A 13,410-nucleotide genomic window follows, 5' to 3' on the forward strand; every position below is an offset into this window, starting at 1 on the left:
TTCGATGCTGCCGGCGGTCGACTGGGCGCAGCCCTGGCTCGCGCCCTATCGCGCCCACGGCGAAGCGGCGGCGCGGACTGCGAGCGACATATCGGTCGCCTCGGCGCTGCAGGCCATCAAGCCGCCCTCGACGCCCGACTTCGTGCATCAGGACAACCTGCCTGCCGGCCAGGCCTATGAAGCGCACATCTTCCAGACCCGCACCGTGCCGACCCGCGACAACCTGCACGACTTCTTCAACGGGCTGGTCTGGCTCGCCTTTCCACAAACCAAGCGGCGCCTTAACGAACTGCAGGCCGCCGAGATCGCCCGCACCGGCATCGGCGCCACGCGCGGTCCGCTGCGCGACGCGCTCACGCTGTTCGACGAGAACGGCGCGGTGCTCGATGCGCCGCCCGCGCTGTGGGAGGCGCTGGTGGCGCGCGATTGGAACGCGTTGTTCGTTACGCGGCGCAGCCTGTGGCAGGACGCACGCCTGCTGCTCTTCGGCCATGCGCTGCTCGAAAAACTGGTGACACCGCGCAAGCCGATCACCGCGCATGTGCTGCTGACGCACCGCGCGACTGGCTCCGCAGCCCTCGACGATGCGGCGATGGCGCGAAATATCGACGCGAAACAGCTCGAAGCGAAGCCTTTGGTTCCTATTCCGGTGCTCGGCGTGCCCGGCTGGTGCGTCGACAATACATCGGCTTCGTTCTATGCCGACCCGCAGGTCTTTCGACCCTTGCCGGGCGCGTTGTCAGAGCCGAAGCCGCACTAGCGTTCACGGGCTCGGGAGGGCCCTTCGCCAGGCGCTTGCAGTGCGCGCCACGTGCGCGTCCTACGTTCACATGCCGGGGGAGAGGTCAAAAAGATGGACACCATCATCATCGTGCTCAAGGTCGGGCTGATTCTTTACGGGATCTACAGCTTCATCGTCTACATGTCGCGCCGCTCCGACAACCGGAGTGCCCTGAAGGACTTCCGCAATGCACCGGTGCTGCGCCGCATCACCGACGAAGAAAAATCAGCGCTGCAACCCTTCCTGATGGGGCAGAAGCTCACGGTCGACGACAACGTGCGCGAACTCAGCGGTGCGTTCCTGCGCCACGGCCTGTCGACACAGGGCTCGTCGACCGAGCACGACACCATCGGCGACGTCGATGTGCTGCTGCCCTACGACGCCATCGACTACATCGAGCCGCACAACCAGGCGCTGGTGGTGCTGGCCGGAAAGTGCGCCGTGGTGATCCGCCTGAACGGCTTCGATCTGTTCGAAGGCCGGCAGCGCGCGCAGCGCCAGCAGGCGCAGGACCAGCAATGGAAGCGCGGCGAGATCGGTGCGCTTCCGTCGCTGGATGAAGTCGGACCAGACACCGGCGCGGCCTTGCCCGAAGCCGTTGCGGCCTCGATCGCGACCGACCCGAACGCGCGCTATCAGCGCGGCGAAGTCGACATCCTGAGTCAGCGCACCGAAACGCCCGAAGAGGTCGAGAGCCGCCTGGGGCGCGGCGGCTGGGCTTCGGCCTTCGCCTGGCTGCTCGCCTTCGTGCTGTTATGGGCCGCCACCTGGGACGCCACGCAAGCGGTGAGCGTCTATCTGATGAGCGCGGGCCTGCTCGCCGGCCTGTGGGCTGCGTGGCTGTTCGTGCGCACGCCGCCGGCGACGGCGCCTGCGCGGCAACCGCAGCCGGTGAACCGCGTGCGCGGCATGCTCAACCAGATCGCGGTGGTCAACGCCGGCAACGCGTCGGTGCAGAACGTGGGGCTGTTCATCGGCGACAAGCTGAGCCTGGTGCTGCCTTCGCATTGGCGCAAGACAGCGTCGGTCCCTTACGGCGAGGTGATCGAAGCCGAGTTGCGCACCAGCGACTACAGCGCCGTGAGTTTCGGTTCCAAGTGGTCGGTGGCCGATGAGTGGCGGCGTTTCCGACCCGCGTACTGGGGCCGGCACCTGCTGCACCTGGTCATCGGCCTGCTCGCCATCGGCGCGGTCGCGCTGTCGACACCCGACCCGCGCGGCGAGGCCGCACTCGCTGCGCAATGGCTCACGAACGGCGGCGCCACAACCACCTATGGCGATGCCGGGCAACTCGCCGACACGCTGCCGCGATGGGGCAGCCGAGCGCGCATGCAAGGCCAGGGCCGGTGCGAGATCGACATGAGCGGCCGTGGCGAAGCGCACACCGCCAGCGGCGTGCCGGTCATCGATTGCACGTCCGTGCGCTGGAACGGCACCGCACCCGTCGTCCCCGCGCTCGACATCCCGCCCAGCGTGCTGGCGCTCGCCGAGCCCGGCTTCCTTCGTGCCACCGAGAACCACGCGATGGCCAGCCTGATCGCGATACTGCGCATGCAGCAGTTGGGCGGGCAGGCCGCCGACCCGCTCGCGGCCTACCGTGCGCGCGAGAGCGTGCCGTTGACCGTGCGCAACTTCGACCGCTCGGTGGCGATGATCGACGCCGCCTGCAAGGACGCCGCCGGCCTGCCGCCCGCCGCCTGCGAGCGCCTGCAGCACGAGCTCGTGCGCGCCATCGACGCCACGGTCGACAAGGACGGCGTCGACACGCCGGTGAACACCTGGCAGGCGCTGGCCACGAGCGCGGCAGCAGGCCAGGAGAACGCCGACCTCATCCTGTCGCGCCAGCAGCTGGCGTCCGTGCAGCGTGCGCTGGCGCAAGCGGTCGACAGCGTGGTGGCCGCGAAGATCGAGGCCGCGCGTCCTGCCATCGTGCCCGCCCAGGGCGGCGTGCTGCTGGCGTCTTCCATGCGCATCGGCGATGCGCGGGTGCCGCAGCCGGGTGAGGGCAATGACGATGTGCCAGGTGCGACTGCGAGCGCGGCCGACGTCGCCGAAGACGACAGCGATACCGACAGTTCCCTGCTCGGCCGCTGGACCCGCCTGCAGCGCAACGCCACGGCGGAAGGCCTGAAGCACTTCACGCTCGAAGGCCTCGTCACCGCCAGCGGCAAGGACGGCGGCGGCACGCCGCGGGTGCGCATCGACCCGACGCTCGATGCCTCGCGCATGACCGCGGCGGGCGCGCACGTGCTCTGGTGGCTGTTCGCCGCGGGACTGGTGCTGGTCAACGGCGTGCTGTTCGCGCTGCGCTGGACGCAGGACAGTCGCCGTCGCGGCCGGCTCGAGGACGACATCGCCACCCGCCCGGCACCGGGCACCAGCGGCCTCGTCTGACAGGCCTTGACTCCGGCGGGGATTACCGGGGCGCCAGAACTTTTGCTCCTATCATGGCTCCACCGGATGCCACCAAGGGCCTCCCCGCCGCGCGTGGCTTGAAGAGGCGCCCCGGGCCCTTATCTAGGGGCAGTTCCCCCACGGAGAATTCAACTTGAAACGTATCCTTCTGTTCGTCTTGACCAATGTGATGGTCGTCGCAGTGCTCGGCATCGTCGCGAGCCTGCTCGGCGTCAACCGCTTCCTCACGGCCAACGGCCTGAACCTCACGGCGCTGCTGGGCTTCGCGCTCATCATGGGCTTCGGCGGCGCGTTCATCTCGCTGCTCATCAGCAAGCCCATGGCCAAGTGGACCGCCGGCCTGCGCATGATCGACAACCCCCAGTCGCCCGACGAGGCCTGGATCGTCGCCACCGTGCGCAAGTTCGCCGACAAGGCCGGCGTCGGCATGCCCGAGGTCGCGATCTTCGAGGGCGAGCCCAATGCCTTCGCCACCGGCGCCTTCAAGAACTCCTCGCTCGTGGCCGTGTCCACCGGCCTGCTGCAGAACATGACGCGCGAAGAGGTCGAGGCCGTCATCGGCCACGAGGTGGCGCACATCGCCAACGGCGACATGGTCACGATGACGCTGATCCAGGGCGTGATGAACACCTTTGTCGTGTTCCTCTCGCGCGTGATCGGCTATGCGGTCGACAGCTTCCTGCGCCGCGGCGACGACCGCTCGTCGGGCCCCGGCATCGGCTACTACGTGAGCACCATCGTGCTGGACATCGTGCTGGGCTTTGCCGCCGCGATGGTGGTGGCCTGGTTCTCGCGCCAGCGCGAGTTCCGCGCCGACGCCGGCGCCGCCGCGCTCATGGGCCAGAAGCAGCCGATGATGAACGCGCTCGCGCGCCTGGGCGGCCTGCCCGCCGGCGAACTGCCCAAGGCCGTGGAAGCCATGGGCATCACCGGCAGCATCGGCAAGCTGTTCGCGACGCACCCGCCGATCGAAGAGCGCATCGCTGCGCTGCAGAACGCGCGCTGACACGGCCGCGGCGCTGCCGCCGGACGTAAAAAAACCGCCAGCTTTGCGTGGCGGTTTTTTTTATGGGCCGTTGCGGCCCGGGGGCGCTTGGCGTGTCAGTCGGCGGCGGGTTCGGTGGGTTCGACCGGTTCAGCCGATTCTGCAACGGCAGGAGCCGGCGCCTGTCGCTCTGCGCGTGCGTGTTGCAGCGTGCGCGCCACCTCGCCCGGCTTCATGCCGTACATCTCGGCGAACTCCTGCTCGGTGCGGCCGCTGGCCTCGAAGGCGCGCAGCAGCGCTTCGCGCTTGGCGGCCTGCTGGGCGAGCTCGGCCAGCGCCTCGTCGACCACTGCGTTGTTGTTCGCGTCGCGCGAGCGCACGAGCACGGCATAGGCCTCGCGATCGAGGCCCGAGGCCTCGATCGCCTTGGCGATGCGCGCCACGAGTTGCGGGCGCAGGTCTTCGCCGGGGTTGCGATGCGTGCGGCGGCGGTGCAGCTCGAGGATGGCGTGGTGCACATGCTCCGGCGCGACCGGATCGAGGGCGTTGCCGTCCAGGTCATGGCGCGCAAGGCCCGCGGCCACGCTTTCGAGATAGCGCGTGGAGCGTGCGTGCTGGCCCATGGCGATCTTCAGGTCTTCGGCCTTGAAGTCTTCGGGATGGCGCGCGATCAGCTCCTCGTACACGCCCAGCTTCAGCGGCACGAAGCGTGCACCGAAGAGCTGCGGGTAGAGCTCGAACAGGCGCTCGAGCACCGGGTTGACCTTGCGCGGCGCGCGCTGGGGTTGTTGCTGCGCTTGAGCCTGGGGCTTGCGGGCCTGCTGCTGCCCCTGGCCCTGCGGACGCGGCTTCTTCTCGCGCGGTGGGCGCTGTTCTTGCTGCTGCCGTGGCTGCTGCTCGGCGGGCGTTTCAGCGCCTGCACCTGTGTCGGCACTTGCGCCGGTCTTGAGCTGTTGCAGTTGCTCGGCCAGGTCCGGGCGCTGGCGCCGTGCGTTGCGCGCGTTCGTGTTCGGGGCTGCGGTGGATGCGTCGGTCATACGGTGGGCTCGGCGGTGGGCGCGATGGGATGAAAGGGGAACAACAGAAAACCGGTTTTGCGCTCAGCGCGGCCGGAACATCCTGAACATATTGTCGGGGCTGATCTCGAAATAATCGGCCGGACCGCCGCCGCGCAGGATGGGCTGCGCCGCCGCGGTGTCGTAGATGCCGTTTTTCAGCAGGTGGCGCGCGATGTGCACGCCCACCACTTCGCCGAGGACCAGCCAGGTCTGGACCGGCACGCCGTCCACGCCCTCGAGCTGGACGATCTGCGTGAGCCGGCATTCGAAGGACACGGGGCTCTCGGCCACGCGCGGCACGGCGATCTGGTGCGAAGCCACGGGCGTGAGGCCTGCGAGCTCGAACTCGCTCACCTCGGGCGGCACCATTGCGCACGACTGGTTCATTTGCTCGGCCAGCGGGCGCGTGGCGAGGTTCCAGCCGAACTCGCGCGTCTGGCGGATGTTGTGCAGGCTGTCCTTCGCGCCGATGCTCGCGAAGCCGACGATCGGCGGCGTGTAGTTGAAGGCGTTGAAAAAACTGTAGGGCGCGAGGTTGAGCAAGCCGTTCCCGTCCTGCGACGAGATCCAGCCGATGGGGCGCGGGCCGACCATCGCGTTGAACGGATCGTGCGGCAGGCCGTGGCCCTTGGCGGGCTCGTAGAAATGGAAGTCGTCGCTGGACATCGTCGTCTTTCAGTGGCTCAGGGCCGAGGTACGCACGGCCTGCCGGCCGATGAGCAAGCGGAACGGCAGCAGCATCAGCACGCCGACGCCCAGCTTCACCGCGAGGTCGCCCGCGGCCCAGGTGAGCCAGGGGCCGTCGGTGCCCGCGAAGGCGATGCCCCAGAACACGATGCTGTCGAGCACCGCCGCGATCACCGTCGCCACCAGCGGCGCGCGCCACCAGAGGCCGCGGCGCAGGCGGTCGAACACGCGGATGTCGAGCAATTGCGAGGCGATGAAGGCCAGGCCCGAGGCAAGCGCAATGCGCACCGGTGCGAGCACCAGCGAGGCGGCGATGGCCACGGCGAACCCGACCCACGCCACGCGGCGCGCCATGCCGGGGCCGAAGTGCCGGTTGACGAGATCGCTCACGAGGTAGGCCACCGGGTAGGTGAAGGCGCCCCAGGTGAGCCAGTCGTTGAGGGCGAACTGCACCAGGATGTTGGAGGCCAGCACCACCGCGGCCATGGCCAGCGTGGCAATGGCGAACTGGCCGGCGGTGGGACGGGCGAAGGACGTGGTCTGCATCAGACGTTCGCCGTGCGTTCGCGTTCGGCCGCGGCGAGCACATTGCGCGCCACCGCCTCGGCCACCTTGATGCCGTCCACGCCGGCCGAGAGGATGCCGCCAGCGTAGCTCGCACCTTCGCCGGCGGGGTAGAGGCCCCGCACGTTGAGGCTCTGGAAGTCGTCGCCGCGCGTGATGCGGATCGGCGACGAGGTGCGGGTCTCGACGCCGGTGAGCACCGCGTCGTGCAGGTCGAAGCCCTTGATCTTGCGGCCGAAGGCGGGAAAGGCCTCGCGCATCGCCTCGATGGCATAGGCGGGCAGGGCCTCGCGCAGGTCGGTGGGCGTCACGCCAGGCTTGTAAGAAGGCGTCACGCTGCCCAGCGCGGCCGAAGGCTTGCCGGCCACGAAGTCGCCGACGAGTTGCCCCGGTGCATGGTAGTTGCTGCCGCCGAGCACGTAGGCGTTCGATTCGAGTTCGCGCTGCAGCGCGATGCCGGCGAGCGCATCGCCGGGGAAATCCTTCGGGTCGATGCCCACCACGATGCCCGCATTGGCGTTGCGCTCGTTGCGCGAGTACTGGCTCATGCCGTTGGTGACCACGCGGCCCGGTTCGCTGGTGGCCGCGACCACCGTGCCGCCCGGGCACATGCAGAAGCTGTAGACCGAGCGGCCGTTGCTTGCGTGGTGCACCAGCTTGTAGTCGGCCGCGCCCAGCAGCGGATGGCCCGCATGGCGGCCCCAGCGTGCGCGGTCGATGAGGCCTTGCGGATGTTCGACGCGAAAGCCGATGGAAAAAGGCTTGGCCTCGATGTACACGCCGCGTTCGTGCAGCATCGCGAAGGTGTCGCGCGAGCTGTGGCCCAGGGCCATCACGACGTGGTCGGCGCGCATTTCATTCGACTGGCCGGTGGCCTGGTCGAGCACCGTGAGGCCGCGCAGTTGTCCGTCTTCGATGCGCACATCGGTCACGCGTTGTTCGAAGCGGATCTCGCCGCCGAGTGCGACGATCTGCTCGCGGATGTTCTCCACCACCTTCACCAGCTTGAAGGTGCCGATGTGCGGATGCGCGACATAAAGGATTTCGGGCGGCGCGCCGGCCTTCACGAACTCTTCCATCACCTTGCGGCCGAGGAAGCGCGGGTCCTTGATCTGGCTGTAGAGCTTGCCGTCGGAGAAGGTGCCTGCACCGCCTTCGCCGAACTGCACATTCGACTCGGGGTTGAGCACGCTCTTGCGCCACAGGCCCCAGGTGTCGCGGGTGCGCTGGCGCACGGTCTTGCCGCGTTCGAGCACGATGGGCTTGAAGCCCATCTTCGCAAGCATCAGCGCCGCGAAGATGCCGCAGGGGCCGAAGCCGATCACCACGGGGCGGCTCGTGCCTTCGGGCGCATCGGCCGGCGGCACGTAGACCATGTTCGGCGCGGGCTGGATGTGCGGATGGCCTGCGTGCTTGGCGAGCAGGGCGGCTTCGAGCTTCGCATCGGCCAGCTGCACGTCGCAGATGTAGACGGTGAGCAGGTCGACCTTGCGCGCGTCGAAGCTGCGCTTGAAGACGGTGTGGGAGGCGATCGCTTCGAGCGGGACGTCGAGGGTCCGGGCGATCAGGGTGACCAGCGCGTCGGGGGCGTGGTCGAGCGGGAGTTTGAGTTCGGAGATTCTCAGCATGGCGGTGGCTTGTGGTTATCAAGCAGACCGCGCATTTTACGCGCCGGGGCGCTATGAAAGGGATAGCTGGATCAGGCCGGCAGGAAGCCTTCTACCGACAGGTACCGCTCGCCAGTGTCGTAGTTGAAGCCGAGCACCACTGCATCGGGTGCGAGCGACGGCAGCTTCTGTGCAATGGCCGCGAGCGTGGCGCCTGACGAAATGCCCACCAGGATGCCTTCTTCCTGCGCGCACCGGCGGGCCATTTCGCGCGCCGGTTCGGCATCGACCTGCAGCACGCCGTCGAGCAGCGATGTATCGAGGTTCTGCGGGATGAAGCCCGCGCCGATGCCCTGGATCGGGTGCGGCGACGGCGCGCCGCCCGAGATGACGGGCGAAGCCACCGGCTCCACCGCGAACACCTGGAGCTTGGGCCACTTCTTCTTGAGCACCCTCGCCACGCCGGTGATGTGGCCGCCCGTGCCCACGCCGGTGATGATCACGTCGATGCCGTCGGGAAAGTCGGCGGCGATTTCCTCGGCCGTGGTGCGCACGTGCACCTCGACGTTGGCTGGGTTGTTGAACTGCTGCGGCATCCAAGCGCCGGGCGTGCCGGCCACGATTTCCTCGGCGCGCGCGATGGAGGCCTTCATGCCGCCGGCGCGCGGCGTGAGGTCGAAAGTGGCGCCGTAGGCCAGCATCAGGCGGCGGCGCTCGATCGACATGCTGTCGGGCATCACCAGCACCAGCTTGTAGCCCTTGACCGCCGCCACCATCGCCAGGCCGATGCCGGTGTTGCCCGAGGTGGGCTCGACGATGGTGCCGCCCGGCTTGAGCGCGCCGCTTTTCTCGGCGTCTTCCACCATCGACAGCGCGATGCGGTCCTTGATCGAGCCGCCGGGGTTGGCGCGCTCGGACTTGATCCACACCTGTTGCTTGGCGTTGCCGAACAGGCGGTTGATGCGGATGTGCGGCGTGTTGCCGATGGTCTGGAGGATGTTCTGGGCCTTCATGGAAATCTCCTTGGATGCGGTTTGTCGACGGACACCGCGCATTGTGAGACCAGCGTGCTCGCGCGCCGGGCGATAATCGCGCCGTGAAGCACGCCAGACCGCCGCTGGTGCAAGCCCGAAAGGGGCAACGCCGCAAGGCGTCGCGTCGAAAGACCGCACTGGAGGAACGTCCGGACTGCACAGGACAGCGCAGGAGTTAACGACTCTCCACCGTGAGGTGAGGATCAGAGCAACAGAGACGAGCCGATTCAGTTCGGGTGAAACGGGCAATCTCTGCGCGCAGCAACACCAAGTAGGCCAGTATCGAGGTGGTTCCGCTGAGCTGGCGGGTAGGTGGCATCGAGCCGTTTGGCGACAAACGGCCCAGAGTAATGGCGGTCACGCCGGGCGCTTCGCAAGAGGCATCCGGTGCACAGAATCCGGCTTATCGGCGGGCTTCACACTTTTCTTCTTTTCCCCGTTTTTCTTTTCCCGGTTTTCCGGCGCCCGAGGCGGGCGCCAGCGTGGCCGCTGCACGGATTGGTAGTTACCCGTATAATCGATAGCAAGCTAACTAATTGCTATCCGACGTGACCACCACCGAACCTACCCAGACCCGCGAACACGCGCTCATGCACCTTGGCATGTCGCTGTCCACGCTGCAGCGCGCCTACCGCGCAGTGGCCGACAAAGCCGTGGCGCACGTCGGCGTGTCGCAGACCCTGGCCTGGCCCATCGTGATGATCGGCCGCATGGGCGAGGGCATGCGCCAGGGCGTGCTGGCCGAGGTGCTGGGCATCGAGGGGCCCTCGCTGGTGCGCTCGGTCGACCAACTGGTCGAAGCGGGCTTCGTGCGGCGCCTCGAAGACCCGGCCGACCGCCGCGCCAAGACGCTGCACCTCACGCCCGCCGGGGTGGCGGCCTGCGCGACCATCGAGGCCGCGCTGAGCGAGATGCGCGGCACGCTGTTCGAAGGCATCGCCGACGAAGACATTGCCGCGTGCCTGCGCGTCTTCGGCACGCTCGAAGCGCGGCTCGGCCGCAACGCCGTGGCCACGCAGGAAGGGCGCAAGTAGATGACCGTGCTCCGCCTGCCGCGCTTCAGCCGCGCGGAGCTTCTGTTTTCCGGCAAGAGCTTCGCCGCCGCGATGCTCGCGATGTATCTCGCCAGCCGTGCGGGCCTGCCGCGCCCGTTCTGGGCGCTCATGACCACCTACGTCGTCGCCCATCCGCTGGCCGGCGCGGTGCGTTCGAAGGCGGTGTACCGCTTCATCGGCACGCTGATCGGCAGCACGGCGACGGTGCTGCTCGTGCCCGCGCTCTCCAATGCGCCCGAACTGCTGACGCTGGTGCTCGCGCTGTGGGTGGGCCTGTGCCTGTGCATTTCGCTGTTCGACCGCACGCCGCGCTCGTACGTCTTCATGCTCGCGGGCTACACGGCCGCGCTGATCGGCTTCCCGTCGGTGCAGACGCCACTGGTGCTCTTCGACACCGCCGTGGCGCGGGTCGAGGAGATCGGCCTCGGCATCTTCTGCGCGACGCTGATCCACAGCCTCGTGCTGCCCGCCGGCCTCGCGCCCACGGTGCTGGGCCTGCTTGACCGCACGCTGCAGGACGCGCGCAAATGGCTCGGCGACCTGCTGCAGCCGACCGGCCGCAAGGGCGATGCCGACCCCAGGCGCCTGGACGACGACCGCCGCCGCCTCGCGGGCGACATCACGCAATTGCGCCTGCTCTCCACCCACGTTCCCTTCGACACCACGCACCTGCGCTGGACCGCCGGCGCGATCCGCGCGATGCAGGACCGCGTCGCCGCGCTCACGCCCGCGCTCTCGGCCGTCGAAGACAGATTGCGGGCGCTCGAACAGGCCGAGGGCGCGCTCGCACCCGACGTCGCCGCTGTGCTCGCGCAGGCCGCGCAATGGCTGCGCGAAGAAGCCGAACCCACGAACGACAGCGCCGCCCGCGCCGAGCGCCTGCAAGCCCTGCGGGTTGCGATCGACGCATTGAGCGCCGCACCGAAGGCCGACAACGGCGCCCAACCCACCGCCTGGGGCCGCGCCCTGCGCATCGGCCTCGCCGGCCGCCTCGAAGAACTCATCGACGGCTGGAAGGCCTGCGCCCAATTGCGCCTCGACATCGACGAAGGCCTCAAGGGCGCCGCCCCGCTGCGCCGCACCGCTGCCCTCGGCAACCGCGCGCTGCACCGCGACTACGGCATGGCGCTGCTCTCCGCACTCGCGGCCGTCATCGCCATCTGTTTGTGCGGCGCGTTCTGGATCCTCACCGGCTGGACCATGGGCTCGGCCGCCACCATGATGGCCGCCGTCTTCTGCTGCTTCTTCGCGACCATGGACGATCCGGTGCCGGCGATCCATGGCTTTCTGAAGTGGACGCTGTGGTCGATCCCGATCTCCGCGGTCTATGTGCTGGTGCTCATGCCCACGGTGCAGGACTTCGGCATGCTGGTCGCGATCTGCGCGCCGCTCTTCCTGCTGCTGGGCCTTTACCTGCCGCGGCCGGCCTACTTCATGCCCGCGATGGCGATGATCTTCGGCGTGGCCGGCACGCTCGCGATGCACGACACCGCCAGCGCCGACCTCGTGAGCTTCATCAACAGCATGATCGGCCAGATCGTCGGCGTGGTGGTCGCGGCCCGCGTCACGCGCCTCGTGCGCTCGGTGGGCGCAGACTGGAGCGCGCGCCGCATCCAGCGCGCCACGTGGCGAGAGCTCGGCGAGATGGCTGCTTCATCGCAGCCGCAGTACGCGCAGAGCGATGCATATGCCGTGCGCATGCTCGATCGCATCGGCCTGCTCGCGCCGCGCATCGCGCAGGCCGGCGGCAGCGTCGAGGGCGTGGCCGCCGACGATGCGTTGCGCGACCTGCGCATGGGCGCCGACATCGCCGTGCTGCAGCGCGTGCGCGCGCAGTTGCCGCTGGCCACCTCGGCTGCGCTGCTGGGTGGCATCTCGCGCTTCTTCCGCCAGCGTGGCGAGGGCCGCATGACGCCGCGGCCGCAAGGCCTCTTGCCGCAGATCGACGAGGCGCTCAACGCGGCGCTCGCCGCGCGTGACACATCTTCAGCATCGCGCTCCGCCGTCACTGCGCTGGTGGGCCTGCGCCGCAACCTGTTCCCCGACGCGCCGCCAACATTGGCGGCCGTCCTTCCCCAAGGAGCTTCCGCATGATCGGCGAAGCCAGTTTCTACGGCCTCTACGTGCCATGGCTCATGGTGCTCGCTGCCGGTGCGCTGCTCGCGCTCTGGGGCGTGCGCCGCCTGCTCGCGGCCACCGGCCTCTATCGCTGGGTGTGGCACCCGGCGCTGTTCGACATGGCGCTCTACCTGCTGCTGCTCTATGCGCTGAGCCGCCTCACTTCACACTTTCAATGACGAAGAGATTCCCATGACAGCCAGTTCATCCGCAGACAACCCCCGGGCACAGCGCTTGGTGCGCGTGCTCCTCACCATGGCCGTGGTGGCCGCCGCCGTCTGGGCCGGCTTCCGGCTCTGGGACCACTACGAGCTCGCGCCATGGACACGCGATGGCCGCGTGCGCGCCAACGTGGTCCAGATCGCGCCCGACGTGTCGGGCCTGGTCACGGCAGTGCCGATCCAGGACAACCAATCGGTCGCCGCCGGCACGCTGCTGTTCGAGGTGGACCGGGCGCGCTACGACCTGGCCGTGCGCCAAGCCCAGGCCGCGCTCTCCGCGCAACGCGCCATGAGCGCCCAGGCCCGGCGCGAGAACTCGCGCAACACGGGGCTCGACGAGCTGGTGTCGAAGGAGGCGCGCGAACAGACCCGCTCGCGCGTCGAGCAGATGCAGGCGGCCGTCGCGCAGGCTGAGGTGGCGCTGGATTCGGCACGCCTGAACCTGCAGCGCGCCCAAGTGCGCGCGCCGGCCGATGGCCTCGTCACCAATTTGGACCTGCGCCAGGGCAGCTACGCGGCCGCGGGCCGGCCGGTGCTCGCGCTGGTCGATGCGCGCTCGTTCTACGTCGAAGGCTATTTCGAGGAAACGAAGCTGCCCCGCATCCACCTGGGCGATCGCGTGCGCGTCACGCCGATGGGCGGCGGCGCGGTGCTCGAAGGCGCGGTCGACAGCGTGGCCGCCGGCATCGCCGACCGCGACCGCTCCACCAGCGCGAACCTGCTGCCCAGCGTGAACCCGACCTTCAACTGGGTGCGGCTCGCGCAGCGCATACCGGTGCGGGTGAAGCTCGATCCGCTGCCTGAAGGTGCGCGGCTCGTCGCAGGCCAGACGGTCACCGTGCAGGTGCTGGAGCGTGACGCAGCTGCACCCAGGAAAGGATGACG

Annotated in this window: 12 protein-coding genes and 1 other RNA gene; 8 read left to right on the forward strand and 5 right to left on the reverse strand. The window is 68.7% G+C overall.

Going from position 1 to position 13,410, the window contains the following annotated elements; genetic code table 11:
- Window positions 1-4: 4 nt before the first annotated feature.
- The 3 genes from M2282_RS13920 (at window position 5) to htpX (ending at window position 4,202) form a co-directional block, all read left to right on the forward strand.
- Window positions 5-760, forward strand: a complete 756-nt coding sequence (locus tag M2282_RS13920; protein ID WP_280809365.1) for a DUF3025 domain-containing protein — start codon at window positions 5-7, stop codon at window positions 758-760.
- A gap of 93 nt (window positions 761-853) precedes the next feature.
- A complete protein-coding gene (locus M2282_RS13925; protein ID WP_280809366.1) occupies window positions 854-3,175 on the forward strand; it encodes an IgaA/UmoB family intracellular growth attenuator in 2,322 nt (773 codons plus the stop codon).
- Window positions 3,176-3,329: 154 nt separating this feature from the next.
- A complete protein-coding gene (gene htpX, locus M2282_RS13930) occupies window positions 3,330-4,202 on the forward strand; it encodes a protease HtpX (protein ID WP_013539363.1) in 873 nt (290 codons plus the stop codon).
- A 95-nt stretch (window positions 4,203-4,297) separates the two neighbouring features.
- Here htpX and M2282_RS13935 read toward each other — a convergent pair whose 3' ends face one another.
- The 5 genes from M2282_RS13935 to cysK all read right to left on the reverse strand — a co-directional run bounded on the left by M2282_RS13935 (window position 4,298) and on the right by cysK (window position 9,110).
- Window positions 4,298-5,218, reverse strand: coding sequence for a ProQ/FinO family protein (locus M2282_RS13935; protein ID WP_280809367.1), 921 nt, complete (start codon window positions 5,216-5,218; stop codon window positions 4,298-4,300).
- A gap of 63 nt (window positions 5,219-5,281) precedes the next feature.
- Complete coding sequence (locus M2282_RS13940; RefSeq protein WP_280809368.1) at window positions 5,282-5,905, reverse strand: flavin reductase family protein; 624 nt, start codon at window positions 5,903-5,905, stop codon at window positions 5,282-5,284.
- A 9-nt stretch (window positions 5,906-5,914) separates the two neighbouring features.
- The gene (locus tag M2282_RS13945) at window positions 5,915-6,472 is read right to left on the reverse strand and encodes a VUT family protein (RefSeq protein ID WP_432422901.1); all 558 of its coding nucleotides are present in this window, start codon (window positions 6,470-6,472) and stop codon (window positions 5,915-5,917) included.
- Entirely contained in the window at window positions 6,472-8,118 is a 1,647-nt protein-coding gene (locus M2282_RS13950) for an NAD(P)/FAD-dependent oxidoreductase (RefSeq protein WP_280809369.1), read from the reverse strand. Before M2282_RS13950 ends, M2282_RS13945 begins: the two co-directional genes overlap by 1 nt.
- Before the next feature lie 71 nt (window positions 8,119-8,189).
- The gene (gene cysK, locus M2282_RS13955; RefSeq protein WP_280809370.1) at window positions 8,190-9,110 is read right to left on the reverse strand and encodes a cysteine synthase A; all 921 of its coding nucleotides are present in this window, start codon (window positions 9,108-9,110) and stop codon (window positions 8,190-8,192) included.
- A gap of 85 nt (window positions 9,111-9,195) precedes the next feature.
- Between cysK and rnpB the strand changes: the two genes are divergently transcribed.
- The 5 genes from rnpB (at window position 9,196) to M2282_RS13980 (ending at window position 13,408) form a co-directional block, all read left to right on the forward strand.
- Window positions 9,196-9,553: RNase P RNA component class A (gene rnpB / locus M2282_RS13960), an RNA gene on the forward strand.
- Between the two features lie 168 nt (window positions 9,554-9,721).
- Complete coding sequence (locus M2282_RS13965; RefSeq protein WP_280809608.1) at window positions 9,722-10,165, forward strand: MarR family winged helix-turn-helix transcriptional regulator; 444 nt, start codon at window positions 9,722-9,724, stop codon at window positions 10,163-10,165.
- Entirely contained in the window at window positions 10,166-12,280 is a 2,115-nt protein-coding gene (locus M2282_RS13970) for an FUSC family protein (protein ID WP_280809371.1), read from the forward strand.
- The gene (locus tag M2282_RS13975; RefSeq protein WP_280809372.1) at window positions 12,277-12,483 is read left to right on the forward strand and encodes a DUF1656 domain-containing protein; all 207 of its coding nucleotides are present in this window, start codon (window positions 12,277-12,279) and stop codon (window positions 12,481-12,483) included. The genes M2282_RS13970 and M2282_RS13975 overlap by 4 nt, the downstream gene beginning before the upstream one ends.
- Before the next feature lie 13 nt (window positions 12,484-12,496).
- On the forward strand, window positions 12,497-13,408 hold the full coding sequence (locus M2282_RS13980) for an efflux RND transporter periplasmic adaptor subunit (RefSeq protein WP_280809373.1): 912 nt from the start codon (window positions 12,497-12,499) through the stop codon (window positions 13,406-13,408).
- Window positions 13,409-13,410 lie beyond the last annotated feature (2 nt).

Source organism: Variovorax boronicumulans (genome assembly GCF_029892485.1).
Taxonomy (GTDB): Bacteria; Pseudomonadota; Gammaproteobacteria; order Burkholderiales; family Burkholderiaceae_C; genus Variovorax; species Variovorax boronicumulans_B.